Raw genomic sequence first — 26,746 nt, forward strand, 5'->3', positions numbered from 1 at the left:
CACTTTCACGGTGGCAAAATATCACTTCAGTTATTCTGTCTAATTTTTGATACTTATCACCAAAATGGAAAAAGAGATGAAAATAAAAAGCTATGCTGCTCCTGCTGCCGGTAAACCTTTAGAATTTTACGAATACGATGCAGCACCACTCGGTGAAGAAGAAGTCGAAGTCACAGTTGATTATTGTGGTCTGTGCCACTCGGATTTATCGATGATCGACAACGAATGGGGGATTTCAAGCTACCCCCTGATTGCGGGTCATGAGGTCTCAGGCCGTGTCTCTGCCTTAGGTGAAAGTGCCAAAAATAAAGGTCTGAAAATTGGTCAAGCGGTTGGGATTGGTTGGTCAGCGAAGAGTTGTTTACACTGCGACGCATGTATCCGCGGTAATCACTCAAACTGTGAATCGGGTGCGACCCCAACCATCTTAAACCGTGGTGGTTTCGCTGAAAAAATTCGCGCGGACTGGCAGTGGGTAATCCCTTTACCTGAAGCATTAGATCCAACCCTCGCCGGTCCATTATTATGTGGCGGTATTACCGTGTTTAAACCACTGTTGATGAGCCAAATCAATGCCATGAGCCGTGTTGGGGTTATCGGTATTGGTGGATTGGGACATTTAGCGGTTAAATTACTTAAAGCGCTGGGTGCAGAGGTTGTCGCCTTTAGTTCAAATCCAAGTAAGAAAGAATCTATCCTAGAGTTAGGCGCTGACGAAGTCGTTAATAGCCGTGACGCAGAAGCGTTGAAAGCCCAAGCAGGCCGTTTCGATTTAATTATCAGCACCGTTGCGGTGGATCTGGATTGGAAACCTTACTTCGATGCGCTTGCCCCAGAAGGCAAATTCCATACCGTCGGCGCGGTGATGAAACCTATTCAGGTTGCTGCCTTTGATCTGATTGCCGGCGATAAATCAATTGGCGGATCGTCAACGGGTTCACCGGGCGAATTACGTTCACTACTGAAACTGGCAGCACGTAAAAAAATCACGCCAAAAATCGAAACCTTCCCGATGTCTAAAATCAATGATGCATTAGATCATCTTCGCGCCGGCAAAGCGAACTTTCGTGTTGTCCTGAAAGCGGATTTCTAATCTATATGACGGGGAGGCACCCTCCCCGTCTTACGATTACGCCCTGTTGGCTGCTACTCTCTCTCTCACTTCAATTAAATTTTCTTTTTCTCAGCATAAGTTACTTGAATTTTACATCACTTATGTCCACATTAGCCTGTGTCCTTAACTCTTTGCTAGTGGTAGATGACTGTGAAAATTGAGCCGATTACTCTTGAACAATGTTTAGATCTCCGCCAACACGTCCTATGGCCGGATCGCCCTCGTGAATCGTTACGCTTAGCGGAAGACAACGATGATACGGCTCGACATTTTGGCTTATTCGTTCAGGATAAGTTAATCAGCTGTGTTTCATTATTTATGACGAATAATGACTGCTGGGTCATTCGTAAATTCGCCACCTTAGAGGAATACCAGTCTCGCGGGTATGGTACTCAGCTGCTACAACAGACCTTAGCGATTGTTGACCAGGCTGGGATTAAAAAAGTGAGTCTTGATAGTCGTCGTACCGCGATCCGTTTCTATCAGAAGTCGGGCTTTCAGATCTGTAGCGAGCCGTTTATCAAAGACGGTGTGGAATTCGTTAAGATGCAGCGCTATACCGACCTAAGCTTACAATAAAATTATACTTATTTTTCGTCCGCTAAGTTTATTCATAACGTCGCAGCGGTTAACGCTGCGATTGCCACCCTAACGGACAACAATTTACCCCCTGCATTGTCTGTTAAAGTTGCTACGGCACTAATACAGGCGTATCAGCGCGTTGTTAGACGCCTGTTCAGGCTTCCACTGCTTGCAGTGAAAATCGATACTATCTGCCGTTCACGATACCGATGTGTTCTTTCTCATCAACGTTGCTGTTGGGCTGAATTCGATCCGCCCATACCCAAGTACAGGCTCTTTTTCATCAACTCATCAGACACTTTGCATAGTGATATTAGCCGGTACGTTTAGGTTCCTTATGCTAATCGCTCCTAAACAGATGATGTACAGACATCTTGTTTGATCGGTTTTTGACTCAGATCTTTAGCCTTGGTGATTCCAATGCCGCAACGTTTTGTCACTCCTCTAGGCCCCCTCTGCTATTCGTCACGCTATTTTCCTGCGCCAGCCTGAAAATTTGCGCCCGAAGGTGTTGCTCGACCTGCCGTACCTGCTGCTGACGCTGTAACGAGTCATTGGGCAACTGATTTAATAGACGAAGCTTTTCCTCCACTGGCACGGTCTGCCTGAAGCTTGTCATCATGCCAAAGACCTGCGATTTAAGTTCACTGACGGTAAGGTATTTTCCCTTCTGACCGTCAAGGGCATCCAATTTATCGGCCAGGGCCTGAAGCTGCATCATGCCTCGATGCCAGCCATTCAATGCATCCTTGGACAAGGCTAAGACCTGAAGCTGTTGCTGCCACTGCTGCATCAGGGGCTTAGCCTGCTCTGGGTACAACGCCTGAACCTGTTCGATCAGTTTTCTACTAAAGTCAATATTCCAGTCTGGCGGCAAGCTATCCATTCGGACAAGCTGCTGCTGTGTTTGAGCGATAAGGTCATACGGTAATGGAGTTTGCAGACGCAAGATAGCCAATTGTTCAGAGGTTAGAATGACAGGCAATGGGGCTAATGAAGCCGCTAGCTGAATCTGTAAGGGATCTTGCCGGTAAATAAACTTCCAGCTCCACGTGGCGGCAGTCGTGATTACCAGCATGGTAAACATCCCGGCAGCAAAGAATATCCATTTCTTTAGCGTAGTGGACACTGCTGCCTGCGTATCCACGTTAGGCTGCTGTTCCGGTTGCGCGACATATACCCACTTAACGGTATTGCCTGCTAGCGGAATAGCTTCACTCGGATCAACGGTAATCTCTCCCATGGAGGCGGAGACTGTCTCATCATTCATCGCAACGGCAGATAACACAATCTCTGGTTGAACTGTCGCCCCGGAATGGGGAATATCCTCACTGTTTTTCAACCGAATAGCACTATTCTGCAGCAGGATACGCAACGTCTCGAGCTGACTCAGAGGCTTAAGTTCTTGACGCTGTAACACCTCCCCCAGTGTGATAACCCGTTGCTCCGCCTGGTACAATTGACTGAGGTCACTATCGTTCAGCGTAAGCGATCGTATTCGTTGATGCAGCCGCTGAAACAGACTACAGAGAATTTCCATGCGCGCGTGGATTGGCTGAGGCCACAGGCTTGCCCATTGATGACTTATTAGTGCCACAAGTATTGCCAGCCCTTCATTAAGCCCGGTTAAGCCGGCCAATTGCGTACGTGCAAGCGTATACCAGGCCGCTGTCTGTAGCTCTACCCCATTTTGCTCAAACAATGAGAGACAGCGTTTTTCAACATACTGCCAGTTCACATCTGGACGAGCCGGATGCGTCAGCTTGCTCAGTTCATCGCGCAGGGCAGCATAATCCGGCAGCATGCGCGGGTCGCTGCCGGTGTGAATTTTACGTAGGGTGAGGTTATTCATGATCAGTGATCCCTCTGCTCGTGAAGTTGCATTATTGGCAGATAACATGCTGACCTCCCGGCCTAACTTATACGGGTAAACCTGTCCGCACGAGCTGTTTCGCCTTAGAGAGGTGTGGCAGTGTCGAGATAGTGGTGGTGTTTTAAATGTCGCAAGAGAACACGCCCCTCTGGGGCAAACTCAGTGCCATAGCGTACGAGGCCAATGCCCCAGAGTTCAGCATCTATCGCATAACGCAATTCTCCGGGGACATTCTGCTGCTGCAGAACAACCGATATTTTTTTTAGGCGTGGCTCATAATGAAGTAAAACCGCAGACAGCGTGCCTTGCAGATCATGGGCGGTACCCGGCATACCCTGCAGGATTTTTGTCATATCGGGCAGGCCATAGTCGGGCAAATGTGCCAGCGTTCCAGCACGACAGTTAAGGATGCGCTGCATGTTATCAAGCACGGATAGAATGACCTGATTTTGTTCACTGACCTGATGGAGAGCGAGACCGCCGGTGAAGTTTCCGGTCAGTATTTCATACAACGAAGGCGTGTTGTGTCCTTGAGTCATTAGTCGTCCTTGAGCGGTTGCAGTGTCAGATGGTTATTCCCCGCTTCCAGAATACGCGGCTTATCCGGGTCGAGGTCTTCGCGCCCAATCACCTGCTTCCAGGTGTTATTGACCATATCCGGGTGACGGAAAAGCCCCACCACCGCCACATACTTCGCCTCTTCTTCCATCGGCATATTCAGGTTCGCATCGCCGCCGGGCTTCACGACCACATCCCGGGTGGCCAGCAGGTCAGCTTTCAAAATGCTTTCTCCGCCTTTCAGCAGCTGCTGGTAGACCGTCTTATCGAAGGTTTTACAGTCTTTTAACTGGTAAACGCGAATTATAACCGGTTCAGACAGTGAGTTACTCTCGCGAGCATCGGTATTTAGCGCTTCACGGGCGGTGAAATCCAGGCGCAGCACCTTGATTTTTTTGTAGAACACGGCGTTAAACGCCGATTTAGTGCCATCGGTGACGCGCTGCGTCACCCCGCAGCCTGCCAGGCTGAATGCCAGCAGCGGTAGCAGCCAGCGCGTGGTTTTAGTTAAACTTGTATGTAACACATCGGTTTCCTTGTTGTGGTGTTGCCGGCTGCAGGCCGGTGTAATAGCCCAGTTCCGTCGTGAAGGTCTGCGGGATATCGTCCGGGAGGCCTTCGTCTTCCGCGCCCAGCACGCCATTCATCCCCAGCCAAAAGTGGCGTTCACCGAGTGGCGGCGCGGCCAGCAGACGGGTGGCGGTGGTCAGGGTGATTTTTGCCTTGAAGCGCCAGCCCAGATACACCCGCAGCATCACGAGAAAGTCCTGATACAGCAGGCCGTCCGGTTTCCAGCCCTGTGATTCCTGTTCGTTGGCTGTCGCAAGCGCAATCAGTAACTGGCTGTTAGCATCCATGGCTTCTTCACCCAGATGCGTGTTGCCATCTAGAAGAAAATCGTCATCACCGTAAAAGCCCAGTGGCTGACTGACCTCTACCGGGCGCAGACAGTATGGGCTGACCTTGACAGTGGTATCTGGAGCCAGTAGCGTCACCAGTGCCTGCATCCCCTCCTGGGTTTTACCTGGCTGCTGCAATACGCCCAGCAGTGACAGAAAACGGGATATCGGGGTGGCGATGTGCTCTGCAGTGCCCGGAATGCCCAGCCCCACTAGGCCAAGCAGCGACTGCGAAATACTGTCGGTACCGCCGGGCTCGAACGTGGCTGGGTAAGAGTATTTACGCCAGATGCGATAGAACTGCGTCAGGATGCGGTGGCTAAAGATATCTAGAAAGCCCTGAAGCGCCTCGTGCCCTTCGCGACGCTGGGTGATGTCATCCAGGTAGGCCGTTGGTAAGGGGGAATCGACACCGTACATCCCCATAAAGGTCGTGCGGATGAGCGGTGGCCTGCTGTCATCATCCTCGTCATATTCGATAGCCTTCAGCTCGCTCGCCGGGAAGCCCATCCCCGGATGCGGCGCAAATCGCACGGGATCATCCGCAGGGTGGCTGGTCGATCCCATTAGCGGACGGGCCGGATTACGTTTCTCCAGCAGCTGGCATAAACGATAAAAGTTGATACGATGAAGGTCGGCTTCCAGCCGCGGGGTCAGCCGGGAATGCGGCGGTTGTGCTTCTCTTCCCATTCTAGGCGCTCTCCGGTTGGTTGCAGGATGATAATCAAACGGTTAAACAGATAAATGTCGGTGTAGAGCGCGAAGAAGCGGCTCAGCATCTCGCCAAACAGGCAGATATCGCCACGTCCGGCAAAGCCGTGACTGTTCAGCGTCACCTCTATCTGCACGCCGCGAACCAGATAGCCCTGCTCGAAACGCTCGATCTCGCTGTGCTGCACGTCAATGATGGATTCTAGGCGGCGGCGGTTCATCTCGCTGTCGGTCCATTCGTACAGCGCCAGGGTGCCACGCAGCACATCGGCATTATCCATCATCGACAGGAATCCGCTGCCGAGGTGACTTAGCACCCGCCAGTGAAAACGGTCTTGCGCCGGCGGATAACAGGGCAGGGTCGGCGCACACAGGTTATGTACCGCAATACTGGCCGAGGTAGTTTTCATTACCATATCGAGCACCGTGCTCTGCAGTGCTCGTCGAGGCAACTGACCGTTAGTACCCGTGAGCGTCAGCGACAGGGTTTCGTCTTCCGGAACCGTGTGGTTATCAAAGGCTTCACCGCCAAGGATAAGCCAAGTGTTATGCAGACCCGACAGGCCACGGCGCACACGGCTGTGATAGTAATATTCCGGCGCTTCATGGCGCATCATTCCGCCTTTGTGGCGGAAGCTCGAAAATGGCACGTAGGTATGCTGGCTCGATGACATCACCGAATCCACCGCGTAAACCTCGGTATGGCCATCCTGCACGCGCATCGGTCGCAGCATATATTCTGTCTGCAGGGAGTTGAGCGTCAGCGGGTCGGATTCCAGCGGGAACAGATTAATGACCGGCACACAGTTCAGGCGCAGATGCTTTTCGGTAAAGCTGAAGTCATGCTCCCAGCGCTCCACCAGTACCACGTCGATTTCAAACCATGGGAGCTCAGCCGGAAAGACCACGGTCTCCAGTCCACGCAGCCCTGTGAACATGAATTTCTCACGGAAGGTGAAGTACTCTAGCAGCAGCTGGTAGCCGCTAAAGCTGCTGCTTCCCTTCGGCCACAGGTCATCATCATCGCCAAATCCCAGCGCGGTGAAATATCCGTCGAGCGGTCTTCTATCCATATCACCCGGCATCCGCAACCAGAGGTACGCCGTGTTCAGGGTAAAGGCCTCATGCATGGCGCAGGCCAACGGGGCGTCTGCGTTGAAGTAGAACGGGAGCTGGCTGAGGTCGACCCGGCTCCAGTCGGCGAGATGGCTGCAGTTAAAGCGTATCGTGATGACCGAACGGCCATCCGGATCAGTCGCCAGTCGGACACTCTCAAGCGACAATGGTTGAAGGGTAATCTCTTTGGTGGTGGTGTACCGGCAACGCGTACCCTTCTCACCGATCGGCCGTGAGTTCACCTCAAAGCCTTTAACGATGCGCATCTGCTCTTTCATCTCACGCCAGTCAGGGGTGAACTCCACCACCGACATTGACGGAATGGTACGCAGATAATGCGGCCACAGTAGGCTGACCAGCCCTTCGGTCAGTTCAGGCAGGTCGTCGTCAAGCTTCTCACGCAGGCGGCCCATCAAGAAGGCAAAGCCCTCGAAAAGTCGCTCTACGTAAGGGTCGCGCGCGCCCGCTTTATCGAGATTAAGCATTGCCGCCTGCTCGGGATGAGCGCGGGCAAACTCTTCACCGGCTTCCAGCAGGTAGCGCATTTCAGCGTCATAATAACGCAGGGTTAAATCATCCATATTTATTCTGCTTAGTTAATTGATGCATGGTAAACACTGAAGCAGACTCCAGGAGTCTGGCACGGGTAATCATAGAGTTAAGAGAACCATCAATGCTGAATACAGAGGGATGGTGCTTTCAGAATCTTGCGAATTCCTGGATATCCACTTATCGCCCTGCACCAGGTAAAAGCCTTCTGCTGCCATACGTTTCCTTCCTTTCGCTTAATTCAGTCTAGGTTAACCGCAAAGCACCGCACTGCTGGCCGGATCGAGCGCAATCAAACCGGACAGAAGCAAATCCATCTCGGGCTGAAGCCGTGATTTATCGGTTTCACTGCGTGTGGCTTTCATACGCAGCAGTCGGAGGCGACGCGATTTCACTTCAAACAACAGTGCCGGTGTCCACTGCGTGAGGGTAATTGACTGTGCGGCACTGTCGAGCTCACCCAGCAGATGCAGGGCCAGTTCATTTTTGCCCTTCTGCTCGGCTACGCGGGCCATCAGTAGACGCAGCAGCCATTTGTCTTTCGCAGAGTCCGCACCTGGGCGTGTCTGCAGCCAGTGAAGTGTGGCATCCAGACCGTCAGTGTCAGCTTTCTCCAGCACTTCCGGCTCGAGGGCCAGGATATCATTATCCGCCTCACTGCCAGCACTGACCGGCTCATCCCGCCAGCCGGACATGTCGTCCAGTACACTCTGGTTTATCCAGTTTAACGTGATCTCATCGGCAAACGGCGTACCGTCATTAAAGGCTAGGGTTTCAAGCCCGGTTAGGCGACGCAGTAGCCCTTTCAGGTCAGCGGCGATGATATCAGCCAGCACATCCTGCCCCGATTTCATCAAGGCCTGATGGATATACCACTGTAAATCCAGCCAGAGGTGGTTGGCGCCACGCGAAAAGGCACTGTCTGCCTGCTCCACAATTTCGGACCAACTCTGCTGCAGATATAGGCGTTTAAGTATCGCTCGCAGGTCTGCACGGGGCGGTTCGATTCGGGTTTTCCCCTGTACATCCGGGGCAGGAATACTGTGCAACGTGTCATGACGCAAGCTTTTCATCAGTCGGTGAGCGGATAGCCAACCATTGGGCTGCTCACGCAGATATTCCGTGAGTGTACGGGCCTGGGCCAGTAAATCCTGACCGGAGGTAATGCGGCTCAGGACCGGTGCGTCTGATTCGGTTGTGTGCGTCGAGGTTTGTGACTTAGCCTTATTACCGGAATTACCGGCGTTCTGAGGTACCACGGCATCCACGCCACCGGCCGTCATTAGGCGAGATTCCAGCGCGCTGTACAGGGCATTGAGTTCTGGTCGTGACGCTTCCGGTTCGGTCTCCAGACTGTCGCGAATAAGCAGCAGCGCACCGGCAGTGCGTAGGGCATCGTCGCGTACCACTTCCGGCCAGAGTGACAGACTGTCAAGAACCCGGGTGCCTGCGAGCCATTCCAGCGCCAGTTTACGGCTCCGCTCACGCCGAGGATGAAGCTGTGTTCCATAGCGTTGTACCAATCCCGCCAGCAGTTCAAGCCCTTCGGCAAATCCGGTTTCTCCGTCCTGGTGCAAACGCGCCCAGCAGTAATAGGCGGCAATCCGGATATCTTTTGCCGTAGTGGTGAGCAGTTTTTCGGTAAGCGTGTAAATCAGTCCGGTATCAATACCAGAGAGTTTGTTTACCTCCTCCCGGATACGCTGAAAATCATCGTCATAACCAGGGGCTTCCCCGGTCGGACTGACGTCACTTACCGGAGCAAGCCAGGGCTGCCAGTTTTCCGTACGTGTCTGCGCCTGTTGCCGCAGCTTCGTGTCGTCAGCCTGACAAGCCACGACCAGATTCTGCAGTGTGCTCATTATTCGACTCCATCCATGTCATTGTTTCCGGTGTTGCCCATCAGTGCCTGTGCCGAGGCTGCGCTGTCGACACTGAATATCTGATCAGGCAGCGTGAATCCGCGCAGATCCAGCACCGCTAGCGGACCTTTTCCGAGTTGTGAGCGCAATACCCACTGTAGGGTTTGACCGTCCGGGGCGGTGAAGCTCATCATCCACTGGCTGCGGTCAAGCTGCTGGCGCTTACCCTGCTCCAGCCAGCGAATAAAGCCCCAGGTCCCGCTGTAATCTCCGAACAGGCGCGCGCCGGCGTTGACCGTAGTCCAGGTCAGCATCGTCCCCGGCTTGTAAGTCTCTCCCGGCCAGCGGAAGCTCTGCCAGTCGGCCATTTGATTGAAGTAGTGCAGCGGCTGGCCATCGATGGTCAGCTGTGTTTCGACCACCTGCGGTACAGGGCGCGCCTGCAGCTCAAAGCTGATGCCCTGGCTGCCATCGGTGAACAGAATGTCTGACAGCTGGCTCAGCTGATTAATCGCCCGCAGGAAAGCCGGGTTAAAGCTCAGCCCCTGGCTATTGACCTTATCTGGCACCCACTGACTGCCCTCTTTATGCAGCACTCCGCTGAGCTCTGTCGTCAGGAAGCGCTCAATACGCCCGCTGTCCTTGCGTAAAAACTCAGCCAGCATTGGCAGGGAGGCATCACTTTTACTCGCCGAAAACGGGAAACGTCCGTCAAAGGCGGTGTGCCAGTTCGCCACCACGGAGCGGCCCCATTTGTCATTCAGGCTCGCCGCAGAAGGCTGAAGTACGGTTTCCCAGGCCTGGGTCAACGGCTGCACAAACATCGTGCTGCCAAAACCGCTCCACTCTTCGCCAAGACTTGCTGAAATCAGACTGCCGTACTGCTGGGTGTCGGTCAGATCCACGCTTTTGCCCTGGAATACGGTCTGCGCCAGGGTCTGCATCATCCCCTGCGGATCAGAGGCGCTAGCCACCTGTTGCAGACGCAGACGCACGCGAGTGATGCGAGTCAGATATGTCTGCAGGCTCAGCGAGTTATCAGCCGACATCACATTGCTGCCTTTATTTTCCCCCAGAAGCTGAAGCAACGGGCCAAAGGTGTCATCGAGCGGCCCTTGCGGCCCTGCGGCCGACTGATCAATCGCAGGTTTATCTTTCCCGCTTATCAGGTCTTTAGCTGATTTGATGATGGAGTCTGAAAGACCTTCGCTTTGCTGGCCGGTCTGCCCCTGCCAGGCGAGGGTATTCATTAGGGCTATCAGTGGCGACTGACGGACATCACTCATCAGTGTCAGCTGGTCGGTCACGTCAGCAATGTTGCTTACCGGATTCCAGTTCAAGCTATTGAGGAAGCTTAGCCAGCTGCTAGCAAAGTCGGTGAAGTAACGTTGCGTCAGACGTGCTTTCAGGGCTTCCGCCGACAGGTCTGAGGAAACCGCTTTCCGGCTGTCGCTCAACACCCAGTCAATTTCATCGCGGCGAGAGTTTGCCGCTTTTTCGATAGCCTGCTGAATGCCCCCTTCCCACGCCTGGCGGGTAAACATGCCCGGCACCACTTCCTCGGTGGTGAACAGTCGCCGCGCATCAGTACCGCTGGTCATATCTTCCAGAGAGACATCGGCGAAGTTACGACGCACGGATTTGAGCATGTTCTCATACAGAGTGCTTTCAGCGTTACGTCGTCCAATTTGCTGCAACAATACCTGACGGCTCTGGCTCACCAGCTGTGCATCCGGCGTAATTTTCCACTGAGGCTGCGTTGGCAGTTCGGTGATATAGAAAGCCCACAAATCCGGAGATAAGCTTTGCCACAGGCCGGTTGAAATGCCCTGCCGCGTCGGCTGTACGGCTTTCATGATCTGAGCGTAATACGCGCCATCGGCCTTATCCGGGCGGGCCATCATCAGCCAGACTTTCAGCTGTCCATAGCCCGGCTTCGCCAGCTGAGCCCGCTGGTCACTGCCGGGGGCAGAGCTTGCCAGCAGGCTGAGTTTCTGCGTCAGGGCGGCATTTGCCGGGTCGCGGATCAGGCGGTTATTCGCCACGCCGTACCAGGGCAGCATCGCGTCGAGCAGCTGCTGATTATGGTCCAGACCGAAGCGCTGGTACCATGGCGCGCCTTCCTGAATACGGTGCTGCAGGCGGCCAGCGTCATTACGTAGCGTATACAGGGCCGTCAGCTGGGTATCCGAAACAGAAGGATGCTCCACTAGGGTATGGGCCAGCTGCGCTACAGAGGCTATCTGCAGGCGGTTGACCGCAAACGACAGCAGCATTCCCGCGCCCCAGGCAGCGATTATGGCCATCAGCGTCCAGGCCAGCGTCTGTTCCCAGGCCATACCAACACGGCGGCCACGCACGCGGGTGCAGTCATCCACAATGCCCTGCCAGGTTACCGGCAGAGTTAGCCCATGGCGTTGTAAACCCGGGATATATTTCTCAGCATCGGCAGGTGCAGCACCGGCTGTTTCTCCTGCAATAGCAGCGGCCGTATTCTCCGGCAGGCTAAACATCAGGCCTCGCAGCGGAACGCGCTGCTGGGAGACAGACAGCCATGGCACCAGTTGCTGAACCCAGCGGGCGATACCGCCGTCTTTGAGATGCTGGCCCAGGCGCAGCAGGAAGTCGTGGCCGTTGTTCTCAACGACCTGACTTACCCCCTGCGTTCGCAGGGTCGGCAGCATCAGCTCGAGCTGCCGAGTAATATCGTCAGGCTTAGCACGCAGCGGGAAACGGGCCCCTACCGGCTGTTCAGTGCGTGTTGCCTGCGACCACTTGCTGTCGCACAGTTGCCACAGCCAGACCGGGGCGGAGTAACGGAGCAGTTCACTGATTTGTTCCAGTCCGCGTAAATCGCTATCACTGATCTGAGGGGTGAGGTTAAATGACGGTGGCATGACACGTACAATACCGTCCAGGGGGCGTCCGCGACGCAGCTTGCGCAGCGCGGCGTATTTTTCCTTATCGGGCTCTGCCGTCAGACTGCCACCATAAATCAGAACGGTACGGTTGCCTTCAAGCCACTGCTTCTGCTGCAGGCCGGGAAGGAGTTGGTCAATCGCGGCATCGTCGCCAGTGATGAGTAACAGACGAACTTTGCTGTGCCAGAAAAATCTGTAACGAATTCGAAGATGATTTTTAAGTTTGGAGAATAATTGACTGCTGTCACTGCCCACAACTAAGGGAGAAACGGACTTCTCGCCTGATACCTGAGGCTTATAGACCACCTGATTTTTTCTCTGCTTCCATCGCCACCAGACAGGTGCCCCAATCAGGCCAACAAGCAAGACAGCAAAAACGGCTCCCCATATCGCCCAGATTTTATGAATTGAAACCCCGAGGTTATTCAAACTCTCCTGATTGATAAAAATTAAAAATGCACTGATGCCCGCCAGACCGACAATAAGAAGGAAGTATCCCCATAAGCCGTAGCGTGCATTTGGCATTATTTTTTGTTCGGTCATGCGTAAAGCTCCCTGGAAATCAAGCAAAGTGTCCCTGTTTGCTGCGGCGTCTGATGCATCAACAGCTGGTCCTTATCCGTTTTGCTCACGGCTTCGGCCAGCATAGCTAAGGAAAGTGGCAAAGCCATCTCTCCTGGAGGTCCAAAGGAGAGGTCGATAGAATACAGAGGTCTATCCTCCGGTAGCGTCCAGTGATGGGAAGTGGCGTATTGCATTATTTCTGCGGCCATTTTTTCAGCAGCTCCCAACAGCCAAACGTATTCCAGATTCTGCTTATTAGGCTGTACGTATTCAAATAACATATCTAACTCCTTATTAAGCTTCCCCGCTTCCAATGGCATCATACGAGTTATACCCGCGATAACAGGCAATAAATGCTGACGAGCATAAGCAGGTGAAGCAATAAGCTGAGCAGAAATAAATTCACTTGACTGCCCGGTATTTCGAGGATGCCAGTCCTGAAGACAAAGTATTAATACCAGCCCATCAACGATCTTTGCATCATAGAAAGAATCTACGATTTCCATGGAATGGATTGAATTGGGTATGAGATCCCATTGTTGAAAAATCAACTCATCGCGATCTTTATCGACGCTATCTGACGACTGATAAACATAAATAGAGTGGAGAAAGTGACGATAGCCCGGGAACTGCTGTTCCAGTTTTCGGTCTATTTCTTTCATTAATGTTGGAAAACTATGTGGTGAGTTGAATAAAGGGCGCGCTTTTTTAGGAAACACCGGGACCTTGTCCAGCTCATCCAATAGAGCCTCCATGCCTTTTTCTTCCGGAGAAAAAAATACATTGCCAACTACGGCAAGCTGTTGTCGACTCCAGCTTCGCCATTCGGCTTTGGTTCGTTCTGTTTCGAAATCCCAAGCCCGGCTGGCTACGATGGACTGCTCGTAGCGATTAAATATTACCCCAAATAAACATAACCAAATCAGCAATGCAGGCAAAATACCGTAGAAGAAAACTTCAGCGTAAGTTGCCTTATTCCAAAACCATAAGCTGGAGATAGCACCCGCTATTAACATCAGCACCAATACTATTATCCATAACCAGTATTTTGGTGATGGCAGAGATTTTTTATCAGGAATATCAGGTATAGGCCATGCCATAGTAAAACTCAATATTTGTGTGTTTTAGTTAAAAATCAAAGGAGAGATTAAAGAGATCATGCGTAACGCTCCAGACTAACTGGATGGCACGCTAATTATTAAAATATCAAATGAAACATTAATCATGCGTTATTTTAGGAAAAACGATGTGGCATTATATTTTTCAGAGACTGCCATTCTTTACTGTAAATTATTTTGAGAACAGACACGAGCAAATTATGCTTGCATCTTGTGGTAAAGCCTTTTTATTCCTATAGTCACTAATATAAATCCATAAAGATTTTTTTATCAAACCTACTCCATACAGAAATAGTCAGGGTCAGGAATTTGGTGTAAAGGATAGTGACAATTCATTCAAATAAAACGGCTTCATCTATAGCAGCAGGAAGTTTTTTGCTATTGAGGAAATCTATTTACATCAACTTCATTATCTAAACATATATCTGATAGTGTGCCACTCAAATCGAAGTAAACTCGTTAATTTTCCATGTTGTAAATTCCTCAACTTTCACCAGGAAGAATAATTTTCTCTTTTATAAATGGTGCATTTACTGACTCGTTTTCAGGTTTATTAATGGCATCACGCAGCGCCTGCTCTCTTAACTTCACCCGCTGTGTAAAGGCGGGCAGGAAGAGAGGTTTGCTTGCTATTTTAAACTCATCGATAAAAATCATATCGTGAAGCTGATTGTTGAACGACTCGTGAACATCAATCATATAGCGCCCGATGCACTGTGGTTTGGTCTGCGCAAACAGAGTATTTATCACTGGACTGTCCTTCTGTAGCGACATGGATGCCGTTGCCGGAGCAATGAAAAGCATCCCTGAGCCCACAAGCACTAAGGCAGAAAGTCCACGAAAATGTTGCATGGTGAAAGCTCCTTTTCAGTATACCTGACTGGCTCCCTCGAAGCGGCGAAGCGCAACACTAGGCATCCGCCTTTATCCGTCATTTATAGCGCAGGGAATTCACCAGCCGGTCCCAGATTTCAATCATCTGCGCCTCGCTGTAGCGCGTTTTTTTATACTCACTGGTGAATCCTATATTAACATTTGGCTTATCCGGTGTCGCATCACGTTGGTTCGCATACAGCATAAAATTATAAAATGTGTTCTTTTCATCTTTTTCCGTCTTACTGTTCCTAATAGTTTGGATGCCGCCAAATAACCATGACTCCGCGGGAATACCATTGGGTGAGAGCGCCACCTTTTTTATGCTGTACCGATTTGACGTTTTAAGTGCTTCGTTAATTAGCGCACTACGGTTGAATAGAGTATCATCCGATCCCTTAATTGTGCTGTCCATATTGACACCAAAAACAAAGTCATCATTCTCGTACCTGAATGTGAGGACTTCTTTGTGCTTTCCTCCATCGTCCCGGATAAATCCATTTGGAATACACACACCTTTAGCTGTCGGAATAACCTCATCCTCTCTGCCACTTAGCCGTGATATCAGAGACTGCAGGGCAGCCAGCTTGGCTGGTTTAGTATTTGTTTGATCTTCTGTTGTGGTTTTAAGATACTCCGCTTTCCTTTCTTTGTATTTTGGCGCAGAAAAATCTCGAATATCTGTTGTTATAATAAAAGAGATACCATTTACATATACATGAGCTTCAAGTTTTCGATAGAGATCATCCGATCCGGAGCGATTGCTATCAAAAATCACTCCCTTATTTTCAGGAAGAATAATGATCTCTTTTATAAAAGGGGCATCTTTCGGATCGTTTTCAGGTTTATTAGTGGCATCACGCAGCGCCTGCTCTCTTAACTGCACCCGCTGTTTAAAGGCGGGCAGGTAGAGAGGTTTGCTTTCTATTTTAAAGTCATCGATAAAAATCATATCGTGAAGCTGATTGTTGAACGACTCGGGAACGTCAATCACATAGCGCCCGATGCACTGTGGTTTGGTCTGCGCAAACAGAGTATTTATCACTGGACTGTCCTTCTGTACCGACGTGGATGCCGTTGCCGGAGCAATGAAAAGCATGCTGCCCGCTATAAGAGATAATGTTGTAAGCTGCCAAATAGTCTTCATGGGATCGGGATCTCCTGAACCATTTTCACAATAGCCCTGAGGGTAAACTGCAGGGCTGGCCTGTCTTTTATATCCTTCAGGCTGCTGACGTCGTAGGCTCCTTGGTGGTCCACACTGGTTGCCAGAACACTTTTAATTTCGCTGTGACGGCAAATGGCGCTCAATGATTCCACTGGCACCGTGCCATCCCCCGGCGTTTTTGATGAGGTGACCACATACATCTGAGAGCGATTAAAAGGCAATGGGATCTCCCGATAGTTGTTAGGCAGCTTCCTGTCACTTTCACGCCTATTTTTCGGGTAGGTGATGGAGGTTTTCCGCCACGTCAGCGTGCCGTCGGAGTCGATTTTATGACCGTAGAAAGCATAAGTATTAGAGTGATAGCCTCTGCTATCCAGAAGAAAAATAAATCGACGAACACTACCATCGACTAATTCACGGTAAGCATCCCAGTTACTCTGACTGACCGCCTCATCCTTATCGATAATGTCGGACTCATACAGGCGATACCAGAGAGTTTTATTCAGGTAAATCTCACCGAAGGGATCCCGGGCCTGCGGCAGCTTTACATCGCTGCCGTCTTCGCCAGCTCCTTCCACGATAAGCCAGGGCGCCCCGGAAAGGTATTTCGAGGAGGGTAAAAGCTGAAGCGGCGCGGGAGCCCTGGCCAGCACCGGCATCAGCTCTTTCGCGGTATTACCCAGCACGGCTCCGGCCATACCTTCCTGCCTTGCGCCAACCTTCATACGCCGGTATGCCGCCGGTGAACCGAGGTCGGGGATCACCCCATGCACTATCCCCAGGATCTTATCTTTTGCTCCGCAGACCTGAGACGCATAACGTGCCACCAGTCCGCCCATGGAATGGGTGACGATAATGACTTTTTCCTGCCCGGGAGGAAAGGGCATGCCGTGTCCGCAGTGATTTTTGTAGAGCTTGATCGTCCTGTCGATAAAAGCTACCAGGCCTTCTGCTGAGGTTTTATTATCCTGCAGCCAGTTATAGCCATAGACGTGAACCGGGAATAAAAAATTCTGGAAATGATTCAGCTCCTCCTGGGTCAGGACAGACTCGCCGGTAATTTCTGCATATTTCCCCTCAGACAGCGATTTACCGACCAGCTGACTTATCGCACCCTTTTTTTCCGATGCTGATTTGCCGTAGTTATCAAGGGCCAGCTGCCAGTCATCCAACAGCGCACCTTGAAAAACGCTTAGAAATTTACCGTAGCTGAAGGATAAAACCTCCCCCCAGCCCCGCTGCTGCCGGGTTGGAAATAGTGCCCCATCGTCGGACAGTGGAGAACAGATGGTCCGGTCAATATCCCCACGGTTATCCACCTTAGTGGTGTCGGGATTAAGTAATTTCCTTCTGCGCTCCCCATCCACTCCAGCCCATTCAAAATAAACGCTCCCCAGACTATCACCACGCCAAATAACTTCGTTCGTTGAAGCTGTATTTGCCATCAAATTAGTCCCCATCACCCCGGGAAGGAAGATAACGGGGATCGTTTTAACGGGTGGCTGAAGCAAACTGGCTTTAGCATTTTCTGATTTTTTCTGATTCTGTATGCCGGGCCAGTAGACCTTTCCATTTTTATCCCATTCGGGCTTTATGCAGGTCATAAAGGAACCGCTCTCATTGCCCGTAATTTCTTCTTCTACCATGAATTCCGTCCTTGTTCCGTGCAAGAAAATACTCTCCAGAGAAGGCCTTCGGGGCAATCAAACCGATGCTTTTCCTGAAGCTATACTCCGCCATAACAGAGCGTGAAATTGACTCTTTTCGCAGGTAAAAAAGATGCCTGGTTCTTATCCCCTACTTATCATCCAGATAGCGGGCATTGAGAGAATCGATATTGACATTATTCTGCACCGTCGTGGCCCCTGAAGCGGAGGTTGCCACTTTTTGCTGAGTGCCATCCTCGCCAGCTAACCCCAGCTTCAGGCCGGCCACAGGTGCGTTATCCGATAACCGCCTGACTTCAGGCGTGATGGCAAAATCAGCGCTGTCCCAGCGCTGCGCCGCTTGGCTGATACTTTGCCCACCAAACTTCTGCCATACCGCCGCCCGCTGGATAATTTTATCCGTTGCCGCGCACTCCACGCTTCCCTCAGTAATACGGATATAACTGCCGCCACTGGTGAGAATAATTTCCTGCTTCGCGCTGATGACCAGCTTACCTTCGCTGCTGCGGATACGGATATCTTTCAGTGCATCCAGCGTCATCTCATCCCCCTGCGCCTGTATCTCCACCTTTCCTTTGCTGGCAAATATTTTGATACCCAGTTTTTGAGCAAATAAACTCACCCGCTCGCCGGCTGCCAAAATAGTCGACGCTCATTGCATATCTTTTATTTTTGAAACATTGTCGAAAAATCTATTTATAACTCAGTAAATTCAACGACCTATACTTAATTTTTATTCTCTGCTCTTCGCTGTTGTCTATTTTTTATCAAAGTGACTGATCACTTAGGCTGACTAACGTTTAGTTAAAATAGGATATATCTTCTTCAGGTCACTAATGTCTTAGCTTCCCTAGAGCCAAGGCAGGTTATTAAAATTTTTTTTATTTCGCGCTAAAGCCGAAAGTACATATAAATCCTATTTATATTTAACTCAGAACGCACCAGGTCGATATCTAAAGGTTCTGGTAATTCTGTCCCAGATATCAACCAACTGTGAATCTGTATAGTTTTTCACTTCTTTACCCGAATTATGTAGCTCAACGGAAAATACCGGATGCCTTAAATCAGCGATATCTTCATTTCCATACAACGTGAATCGATAGCCAGAAACCCATTTCTCTTCTGGACGGTTAATCACCTGTTTGCCTTTCACCAACCACTCTTCCGCATTAATCCCCGGCAGTTTTACAGCGCCTTTTTTCAGGGTATGAGCCATAATCCTGATAAGGACGGCATTAATTTCACCTCCTCGTTCTAATAATGTACTGTCTTTACCTAATGTATTGTTATTACGAATAATAATTTCATAATCATTTTGTTTATAGACTAATTTAATAACATCTTTTGATATCGTATCCGTATCATAAATAAAACCTTCTGGAATACAGATGCCGGCCTGGACTGGCACCTCATCATCCTTTCTTCCCTTTAGCCTAGAAAGCAGACTTTTCATTTCTGCCAGATTCTGCAGTTTATTGTTCAGTTTATCTTCAGCGGTTCCACTGTTTAAATAATCTTCTTTATCTTTTTGATATTTAGGGTCGGATAAGTCCCGAATTTGAGCTGTTACGGTAAATGCTACCCCATTATCATAAAGGTGCCCTTCAAGAATTCTTCCGAAACCTGGAACACCCACATTTTTATTGCGATCAAAAATAATGGTATTACTGTCGATCCGATAAACTTGCTTCAGAAAAGGGAGGTCCTTGGGATCAACTGTAGGACTATTGTTTAACTCCTCTTCACGTAAACGGATACGTTGCGCAAACGCTGGAGGGTACAGACGCTTACTGGTAATTCTTATCTTATTAACCTCTACCTGCCCCATCGCAACATTATTAAACGACATCGGCACATCAAAAAGATAGCGACCTATACATTGAGGTTTGGTTTGCTCAAAAAGATTATCCATTATCTGTTTTTCCTTTACCGTTAAAGGGGCAACCGGCCACGGGCGGGTAAGTAACCAAAAAATCGTACTGAGAATAAGCACGATAACAATCAGTCCCAGCCATAACTTCCTCACCCGCATGCGCTGATCTCCTTGGTCATTTTTATAATCGAGCGTAATGTGAATTTCATCGCTAGGGAAAGGCCCTCTTCCCTACCAGTATCTCCAACGTGATAAGCACCTTCGTGATCGACATCGGTAGCCAGTAACGCACGGATCCCGGAACAGGCAATACGCCCAGAAGACACAGGTACCGTGCCATCGCCTCTGCTACCAGAAGAAATCAATTTAAACGTTTTACCCCCACTATGACGTTGAACAGGATCCTTTACCGGACTCCCTTTAAATAGCGTTGGGATCTGGATCTGCTGCCATATCAGATGATCGTCTGAAGGATATTTTTCACTGGCACCGTAAAATGCGTAGGTATTGGGGTGGTATTGGCCGTTGAGCCTTTTTTGATACTTAACAAGACCGCGCCAGCGATTAACAATATACGGATAGTTTTTTACTATTCGTGATATAATCCTGTATTATTTACAGTCGGTCAGTATGCCCCAGGTCGCAGACGGATAGTATGACTAATGGTATCCCAGAAGCTAATAATCTCTTCTTTTCTATAAGTAGTTGGAGCCATTCTTTCATTATCCAGAATCAGTAATAGACTGGGTGTTTTATAATGTGAATTCATCTCATTTACATATAATTCGAATCTATAACGTGGATCATCTTTTTCCTCTTGTAAACCAACAGCCAGAAACTCTTCCATTTTAAGTCCATTTACGGAAAAACGCCCTTTCCTTTCTAAATATCCACGAGACTTCGCCAAATTATTTTTTATCTCACCCATTCTGTCTAACACTGAATTTTCCTCACTAATAAAATTGTCAGTTTCCAGCACTAAGCGAAAATTTATTAATTTATCACTGCGTAGCCCAACCGAAATATCTTCTTGCTCTATCTCAGAAAGATCGGTAGCTATAAAAGCATTAGTTATACAACTACCCGGCTTTGTGGGTATTTCATTATCGTCTCTACCCGTTAGCCTAGTCATTAAAGACTGCATTTGAAAAATATCTTTGGCTACATCATTCCTAATATTATCACCATCGCGTTGTTTTTCATAACGAGGGTCTGAATCGTTTATGGTTTTTTTCTGTAACTTAATTACAACTCCATTAGTATATAAATAACCTTCAAGGACACGAATAAAATCACTGGTAATAGGCCCCTCATTTCTTTCAAAAATAACCCCGTCACCTCCATTTATTAAAGGCCATGTTTTTTTAAAAATGGCATATTATCAATGTTAACGGTTTTTTTTACGCTCAGCTCTTTTTCGCGCCTCTGAATAAACTGCAAAAATGCAGGGTGGTACATTTTCTTGGTGAGAATATATGTTTTGTACAAGTCATCTGGCCTAGATATATTTGCCTCCCACATATTATCCTCCATCTTTTCTGATAATTTGTATCTTGAGAACGAAGCAGGGAGATCTATTAAATAACGCCCCACACAATAGGGTCTGACTTCTTCAAATAAATTATTCATAACCGCCTTCTGTGATATTGTCAGATTTTGTGGTGAAGGATAAATTCGATAGTGCCGATAACTTCAGTATACGAGTAAGAGGAAACATCCAATAATTAGTAATATGTAATTACGCTTTCTACTTGTCATACGCTAGCCCCGTATCATTCACTGCCTGAGCTATTTTTAGTATCGAACGTAATGTAAACCAACGTGCGTCCTGAGTATTTTCAGTTCCATAAGCACCTTCATGATCGACGCTCACTCCTAGCTGTGACATAAGATTTGGGGACTCTATTACAGCAGCACTAACAGGAACCGTTCCATCCCCCGCATCTTCCGGAGATGATAATTTAAATTTACGGTAAAGTTTTCCCTTGTCACCGGTAGTCATCCCTACCAATCGAGTTGTTTTATTGTGTAGATAAGTGGGGGAAAAAATAGCTCCCTTACCATTGATTTTTTCTTTATACGCATCACTAATATTTTTTGAACTAATATCCAACCAACGTAAAGAACCGTAGGAAGGATATTTTTTTCCATCATTACCATAAAAGGCATAAGTGTTTTTATGAAAATGGCCATGAAGACTATCTATGAATGGGCGTACTTTATTAGTAATCAACAAGTCATAATTCAACCAGTCTTTCTCAAGCTGGGGTTTATCCAGTATCTTATTATCCGGATTAATAAATCTATCCTCGCACATCGCCCACCAAGCCGAACGCCTAGTATAAATCTCTGTATAAGGTTCTGAATTGGGTAGCGGTTTTTCGACACCCTCTATACTTAACCATCCCTTCCCATAAGCAGTTCCAGGCAACAACTGTAGTGGTCCGGGAGACTGTGCCATTACAGCTGTCATTTCTGCGCCGTTACCCTGGCGAACCGGGGCCTGCAGCGTCAAGGAGGCCGCTTTCCTCAGCATCATTTCTTTGCTGAGGGCATGGTCAGAACTGGTGAATTCAATACGGTAACTGAACGGCGTGCTCAGGGACTCTGTGCCTTCAAAGGCCAGCACATCGAGTACAGACTCGCAGTCTTTCACTGCCAGCAGGTGGTGGTTATGGCTAAATCTTAGTGGAAAATGACTGCTCATCCCGACACTCCTTGTGCAAGATCGAACGCGAGTCCAATCCCCTCTTCCTCACTTCAGCTAAGCGTCAGGCATTGGGGTTTCTGCTTCGCCGCTATGTGGTAGATTAAGCATGCTGTAAACGTTACGTACGCTGATATCCAACAGCAGCCAATTAAATCCTGCCACTGCGCATCCCGCTACCATTCGTAACAACGCGCCATCACCGGTAAGGATCTTTCCACCACAGGCAGTGCCAACTCTTAAAAAATAGTCGACGCTCATTGCGTATCTTTTATTTTTGAAATATTGTCGAAAAATCTATTTATAACTCAGTAAATTCAACGACCTATACTTAATTTTTATTCTCTGCTCTTCGCTGTTGTCTATTTTTTATTAAAGTGACTGATCATTTAGGCTGACTAACGTTTAGTTAAAATAGGATATATCTTCTTCAGGTCACTAATGTCTTAGCTTCCCTAGAGCCAAGGCAGGTTATTAAAATATTTTTTATTTCGCGCTAAAGCCGAAAGTACATATAAATCCTATTCATATTTAACTCAGAATGCACCAGGTCGATATCTAAAGGTTCTGGTAATTTTGTCCCAGAGATCAACTAACTGTGAATCCGTATAGTTTTTCGTTTCCATACCCGAATTAATTAATTCAACGGAAAATACCGGATGCCTTAAATCAGCGATATCTTCATTGGCATAAAAAGCGAATCGATAGCCAGAAACCCATTTCTCTTCTGGACGGTTAACCACCTGTTTGCCTTTCACCAACCACTCTTCCGCATTAATCCCCGGCAGTTTTACAGCGCCTTTTTTCAGGGTATGAGCCCCAATATTGATAAGGAGGGCATTGGCTCCTGCAGCCCTTTCTAATAGAGTATCATCTTTCCTCAGAGTATTATTGGTATCAATGATAAGACCAAAGTCATCACTGTTATAGACTAATTTAATAACATCTTTTGATATTGTATCCGTATCATAAATAAAACCTTCTGGAATACAGATGCCGGCCTGGACTGGCACCTCATCATCCTTTCTTCCCTTTAGCCTAGAAAGCAGACTTTTCATTTCTGCCAGATTCTGCAGTTTATTGTTCAGTTTATCTTCAGCGGTTCCACTGTTTAAATAATCTTCTTTATCTTTTTGATATTTAGGGTCGGATAAGTCCCGAATTTGAGCTGTTACGGTAAATGCTACCCCATTATCATAAAGGTGCCCTTCAAGAATTCTTCCGAAACCTGGAACACCCACATTTTTATTGCGATCAAAAATAATGGTATTACTGTCGATCCGGTAAACTTGCTTCAGAAAAGGGAGATCCTTGGGATCAACTGTAGGACTATTGTTTAACTCCTCTTCACGTAAACGAATACGTTGGGCAAACGCTGGAGGGTACAGACGCTTACTGGTAATTATTATCTTATTAACCTCTACCTGCCCCATCGCAACATTATTAAACGACATCGGCACATCAAAAAGATAGCGACCTATACATTGGGGTTTGGTTTGTTCAAAAAGATTATCCATTATCTGTTTTTCCTTTACCGTCAAAGGGGCGACCGGCCACGGGCGGGTCAGTAACCAAAAAATCGTACTGAGAATAAGCACGATAACAATCAGTCCCAGCCATAAATGCCTTACCCGCATGCGCCGATCTCCTTGGTCATTTTTATAATCGAGCGTAATGTGAACTTCATCGCGACGGAAAGCCCCTCTTCCCTACCAATATCTCCAACGTGATAAGCACCTTCGTGATCGACATCGGTAGCCAGTAACGCACGGATCCCGGAACAGGCAATACGCCCAGAAGACACAGGTACCGTGCCATCGCCTCTGCTACCAGAAGAAATCAATTTAAACGTTTTACCCCCACTATGACGTTGAACAGGATCCTTTACCGGACTCCCTTTAAATAACGTTGGGATCTGGATCTGCTGCCATATCAGATGATCGTCCGAAGGATATTTTACACTGGCACCGTAAAATGCGTAGGTATTGGGGTGGTATTGGCCAGTTAAGCCTTCGATAAATACAAGAACATCATTTTTTATGATGTTCTTGTATTTTTCCCATTCCTCCTCTACATCATTCAGTAGCAACTCTTTCTCACATAGCCGCCACCAGTCATCTTCATTCAGATAAATTTCCGTGTAGGGGTCAGACACCGGCTTACTCACTTTTTCCGTATCGCTATGAATTCTCAGCCAGCCTTGACCGTAGGCCTTACCCGGTAGCAGCTGCAGTGGGCCGGGTGACTGGGCCAGTACGGGCATCAGACTTGCCGCGTCATCGCCCATCACCGCCCCAACAATTCCCCTCTCTCCGGTCTTCATTCGGCGATACGCCGTAGGCGATCCCAAATCCGGCATAACGCCATGAACAATACCCAGAATATTGTCTCTGCCATTCAGTTCTTCTGAATAATAGCGGGCCACCAGCCCCCCCATGGAATGAGTGACCAGAATGACTTTATCGACGGCAAGCCTGTCCTGATAAGAGGCTAATACTTTTTTAATATACCGATCGAGCTGCACGGCTGAATCAGCGTTTGACTGCAGCCAGTTATAACCAAACACATGTAAGGGAAAAAGGTAATCATAACTCCGCCTGACCTCAGCCTCAGTCAGCGCGTCTTCGCCTTTTTCTGCCCCGAGATCTTCGCCAATCAGTAACTGTCGGGACGTTCGTCTGATAGTGCCATTTTTTAGGTTATCAATCAGTATATGAGCATCATTCAGCATGAATTGCAGAACGTGGAGAGCTTCGCCATAGCTTTTATAAAGCGCACTGCCCCAACCTCGGGCCGTTCTGGAGGGAAATACCCTACCCTCGAGATCGTCGTAAAGTACCGTTCCCCGACCATCTACTTCCGTGGACAGGGGATTAAGTAATGCTTTTCTTTCTTTTTTAGATTTAAAGACCCATGTCAGTGCATCGAGGCCCAGAGACATATCTGCACACCAAACTGTTTTAGGAGATGTTTTTTCTTTAAGATTCGACCCCATAACGCCCGGCAGAAAAATAACCGGGATCACTTTTTCCGCCACTTGAGGACAGGCAACCACCAGATTTTCTTCAGCTCTGTCATTAGGTAGGCTGTAGTGGGCCCGTCCATTTTCATCATATTCCGGGCGGCTCACGATCTCTTTTTCTGTCACATGCGCCATAATTATTTTCCTCCCTTAAACCGCAGTTTGTCCGTGACCACATCAACCTGTTTCATCAAAATACTCTTTCCATCTTCAGATGTTAAAACGGTTTGGCTGGCTGCATCCTCAGCCTGAATCACCAGTTTCTGCGCCGACAAAGCCGAACCATCGTAGGCGTGAATCGCTTTGGGTATATAGGCAAAATCAGCACTGTCCCAGCGCTGCGCCGCTTGGCTGATACTTTGCCCACCAAACTTCTGCCATACCGCCGCCCGCTGGATAATTTTATCCGTTGCCGCGCACTCCACGCTTCCCTCAGTGATACGGATATAACTGCCGCCACTGGTGAGAATAATTTCCTGCTTCGCGCTGATGACCAGCTTACCTTCGCTGCTGCGGATACGGATATCTTTCAGTGCATCCAGCATCATCTCATCCCCCTGCGCCTGTATCTCCACCTTTCCTTTGCTGGCAAAAATTTTGATACCCAGTTTTTGAGCAAATAAACTCACCCGCTCGCCGGCTGCCACGGTAAATCTTTTCAGGGCACTGAAATCCGTGTGCTTACCGCTGGTACTGATAACATTCTCACCCGCTGACAGCTGTACGCTTTTGGGCGTGCTGTGGGCAATCCCCGCCGGAGCGGAGAGTAACAGCGCGGACTGCTTCAAATCTGTCAGAGTCTGCTCCAGCAGCGTCTTCTGGGTCTGGATATCGGCCAGTTCGGCTCTGGCTGTTTCCACTGCACTGCTCAGCGCTTCGGCCTGGCTCAGTGCCTGCTGCAGCTGGCTCAGGGCCGCCCCCATCTCCAGCACTTGACCCTGTGCTTTCGTCTGACCATCAGCGCTGATAAATATCCCTTTCTGTGCCCGGATGGCGCCCCAGCTGTGGGTTCTGAGCTCAAACCCCTCTCCGCGTTTCTGTTTCTCAGCATCCACTAAATGTCCGAGATTCAGCTGGCTCTTGCCGCCGTACTCCGTGGAGACCTTGATATGCTCCTGGTCGCGGCTGTCATCCAGGCGAATTTTGTTGTTCGCCGGGGTGCGCAGCACGTTACGTTTGTAGTTGCGGAGGGTAACAGGGTCACCGTGTGCCGAGTCATGCAGTACGCCGGAAATGTACGGTCTGTCCGGGTTACCGTCCTCAAAGCCAATCGCCACTTCGGTGCCCGCCAGCAGTGGCAGGTGCAGGCCGTAAGTGTCGCCGGCATAGGGGCGAGACTGGCGGACCCACAGGCTCTCGAACCCGGTCTCCCAGTTATCACGGTCAAACAGCATATTGACGCGATAGCGGCCGTCTTTATCGATGTGGCCGTAGATGTCGTTCTCGGTGGTACTGGTAACGCGGGCCGGTAAGGTGCCGGCCATCACCGGGCGTGAGCCAGGGTCAGGGCGGAAACAAAAATCCGTGCTGTCCGGGATCCCGTCAAACCTGACGCCAAAATCTTCATCA

21 protein-coding genes and 3 pseudogenes are annotated in these 26,746 nt (G+C 49.1%); 2 read left to right on the forward strand and 22 right to left on the reverse strand.

The genetic code is table 11. From position 1 onward, the window contains the following. Positions 1–76 precede the first annotated feature (76 nt). Together ahr and BMX14_RS13355 are read left to right on the forward strand one after the other, a co-directional pair. Positions 77–1,093, forward strand: a complete 1,017-nt coding sequence (gene ahr, locus BMX14_RS13350) for an NADPH-dependent aldehyde reductase Ahr (RefSeq protein WP_092677577.1) — start codon at positions 77–79, stop codon at positions 1,091–1,093. Positions 1,094–1,258: 165 nt separating this feature from the next. Beyond that, positions 1,259–1,693 (forward strand): GNAT family N-acetyltransferase, encoded by a 435-nt coding sequence (locus BMX14_RS13355; protein WP_092677578.1) that lies wholly within the window; start codon positions 1,259–1,261, stop codon positions 1,691–1,693. A gap of 439 nt (positions 1,694–2,132) precedes the next feature. Here the strand turns inward: BMX14_RS13355 and BMX14_RS13360 are convergent, their stop codons facing one another. The 22 genes and pseudogenes from BMX14_RS13360 to BMX14_RS13450 all read right to left on the reverse strand — a co-directional run. Next, on the reverse strand, positions 2,133–3,548 hold the full coding sequence (locus tag BMX14_RS13360; RefSeq protein ID WP_092677621.1) for a VasL domain-containing protein: 1,416 nt from the start codon (positions 3,546–3,548) through the stop codon (positions 2,133–2,135). 104 nt (positions 3,549–3,652) lie between these two features. Then, complete coding sequence (gene tssE, locus BMX14_RS13365) at positions 3,653–4,108, reverse strand: type VI secretion system baseplate subunit TssE (protein ID WP_092677580.1); 456 nt, start codon at positions 4,106–4,108, stop codon at positions 3,653–3,655. Continuing rightward, positions 4,108–4,653 (reverse strand): type VI secretion system lipoprotein TssJ, encoded by a 546-nt coding sequence (gene tssJ / locus BMX14_RS13370; RefSeq protein WP_092677582.1) that lies wholly within the window; start codon positions 4,651–4,653, stop codon positions 4,108–4,110. Before tssJ ends, tssE begins: the two co-directional genes overlap by 1 nt. Then, the gene (tssG, locus tag BMX14_RS13375; RefSeq protein ID WP_092677584.1) at positions 4,631–5,716 is read right to left on the reverse strand and encodes a type VI secretion system baseplate subunit TssG; all 1,086 of its coding nucleotides are present in this window, start codon (positions 5,714–5,716) and stop codon (positions 4,631–4,633) included. Before tssG ends, tssJ begins: the two co-directional genes overlap by 23 nt. Continuing rightward, positions 5,680–7,434 (reverse strand): type VI secretion system baseplate subunit TssF, encoded by a 1,755-nt coding sequence (gene tssF / locus BMX14_RS13380; protein WP_092677586.1) that lies wholly within the window; start codon positions 7,432–7,434, stop codon positions 5,680–5,682. The genes tssG and tssF overlap by 37 nt, the downstream gene beginning before the upstream one ends. Before the next feature lie 219 nt (positions 7,435–7,653). Continuing rightward, positions 7,654–9,264: a type VI secretion system protein TssA gene (tssA, locus tag BMX14_RS13385; RefSeq protein WP_092677588.1), complete on the reverse strand. Its 1,611-nt coding sequence runs from the start codon at positions 9,262–9,264 to the stop codon at positions 7,654–7,656. Then, a complete protein-coding gene (locus BMX14_RS13390) occupies positions 9,264–12,728 on the reverse strand; it encodes an ImcF-related family protein (protein WP_092677590.1) in 3,465 nt (1,154 codons plus the stop codon). The genes tssA and BMX14_RS13390 overlap by 1 nt, the downstream gene beginning before the upstream one ends. Continuing rightward, complete coding sequence (locus BMX14_RS13395) at positions 12,725–13,849, reverse strand: hypothetical protein (protein WP_092677592.1); 1,125 nt, start codon at positions 13,847–13,849, stop codon at positions 12,725–12,727. The genes BMX14_RS13390 and BMX14_RS13395 overlap by 4 nt, the downstream gene beginning before the upstream one ends. A 501-nt stretch (positions 13,850–14,350) precedes the next feature. Further along, positions 14,351–14,719: a hypothetical protein gene (locus tag BMX14_RS13400; RefSeq protein ID WP_177173159.1), complete on the reverse strand. Its 369-nt coding sequence runs from the start codon at positions 14,717–14,719 to the stop codon at positions 14,351–14,353. Positions 14,720–14,798: 79 nt separating this feature from the next. Beyond that, the gene (locus BMX14_RS13405) at positions 14,799–15,887 is read right to left on the reverse strand and encodes a T6SS immunity protein Tli4 family protein (RefSeq protein ID WP_092677594.1); all 1,089 of its coding nucleotides are present in this window, start codon (positions 15,885–15,887) and stop codon (positions 14,799–14,801) included. Continuing rightward, positions 15,884–17,554 (reverse strand): alpha/beta hydrolase family protein, encoded by a 1,671-nt coding sequence (locus BMX14_RS13410; RefSeq protein WP_092677596.1) that lies wholly within the window; start codon positions 17,552–17,554, stop codon positions 15,884–15,886. Before BMX14_RS13410 ends, BMX14_RS13405 begins: the two co-directional genes overlap by 4 nt. A gap of 151 nt (positions 17,555–17,705) precedes the next feature. Beyond that, a pseudogene (locus BMX14_RS13415) lies at positions 17,706–18,215 on the reverse strand (DUF2345 domain-containing protein); the annotation flags it as partial. Positions 18,216–18,506: 291 nt separating this feature from the next. Next, positions 18,507–19,607: a T6SS immunity protein Tli4 family protein gene (locus BMX14_RS13420; RefSeq protein WP_092677598.1), complete on the reverse strand. Its 1,101-nt coding sequence runs from the start codon at positions 19,605–19,607 to the stop codon at positions 18,507–18,509. Continuing rightward, entirely contained in the window at positions 19,598–19,774 is a 177-nt protein-coding gene (locus BMX14_RS16605; protein WP_177173160.1) for a hypothetical protein, read from the reverse strand. The genes BMX14_RS13420 and BMX14_RS16605 overlap by 10 nt, the downstream gene beginning before the upstream one ends. A gap of 299 nt (positions 19,775–20,073) precedes the next feature. Beyond that, positions 20,074–20,592 (reverse strand): T6SS immunity protein Tli4 family protein, encoded by a 519-nt coding sequence (locus BMX14_RS16945; protein ID WP_230527499.1) that lies wholly within the window; start codon positions 20,590–20,592, stop codon positions 20,074–20,076. A 27-nt stretch (positions 20,593–20,619) separates the two neighbouring features. Then, positions 20,620–20,820: pseudogene (locus tag BMX14_RS17120) on the reverse strand (T6SS immunity protein Tli4 family protein); the annotation flags it as partial. After that, complete coding sequence (locus BMX14_RS17050; protein WP_268993458.1) at positions 20,796–21,077, reverse strand: hypothetical protein; 282 nt, start codon at positions 21,075–21,077, stop codon at positions 20,796–20,798. The pseudogene BMX14_RS17120 and the gene BMX14_RS17050, both read right to left, overlap by 25 nt. A gap of 841 nt (positions 21,078–21,918) precedes the next feature. Then, positions 21,919–22,155, reverse strand: a pseudogene (locus tag BMX14_RS13430) (type VI secretion system tip protein VgrG); the annotation flags it as partial. Positions 22,156–22,212: 57 nt separating this feature from the next. Further along, positions 22,213–22,416, reverse strand: a complete 204-nt coding sequence (locus tag BMX14_RS13435; protein WP_092677600.1) for a hypothetical protein — start codon at positions 22,414–22,416, stop codon at positions 22,213–22,215. Between the two features lie 275 nt (positions 22,417–22,691). Further along, positions 22,692–23,792, reverse strand: a complete 1,101-nt coding sequence (locus tag BMX14_RS13440; protein ID WP_092677602.1) for a T6SS immunity protein Tli4 family protein — start codon at positions 23,790–23,792, stop codon at positions 22,692–22,694. Further along, entirely contained in the window at positions 23,783–25,312 is a 1,530-nt protein-coding gene (locus BMX14_RS13445; protein ID WP_092677604.1) for a lipase family alpha/beta hydrolase, read from the reverse strand. The genes BMX14_RS13440 and BMX14_RS13445 overlap by 10 nt, the downstream gene beginning before the upstream one ends. A gap of 2 nt (positions 25,313–25,314) precedes the next feature. Further along, a partial coding sequence (locus tag BMX14_RS13450) for a DUF2345 domain-containing protein (protein WP_230527496.1) occupies positions 25,315–26,746 on the reverse strand: 1,432 nt, incomplete at its 5' end.

The organism is Rosenbergiella nectarea (assembly GCF_900111105.1).
In the GTDB taxonomy this organism is placed as follows: domain Bacteria; phylum Pseudomonadota; class Gammaproteobacteria; order Enterobacterales; family Enterobacteriaceae; genus Rosenbergiella; species Rosenbergiella nectarea.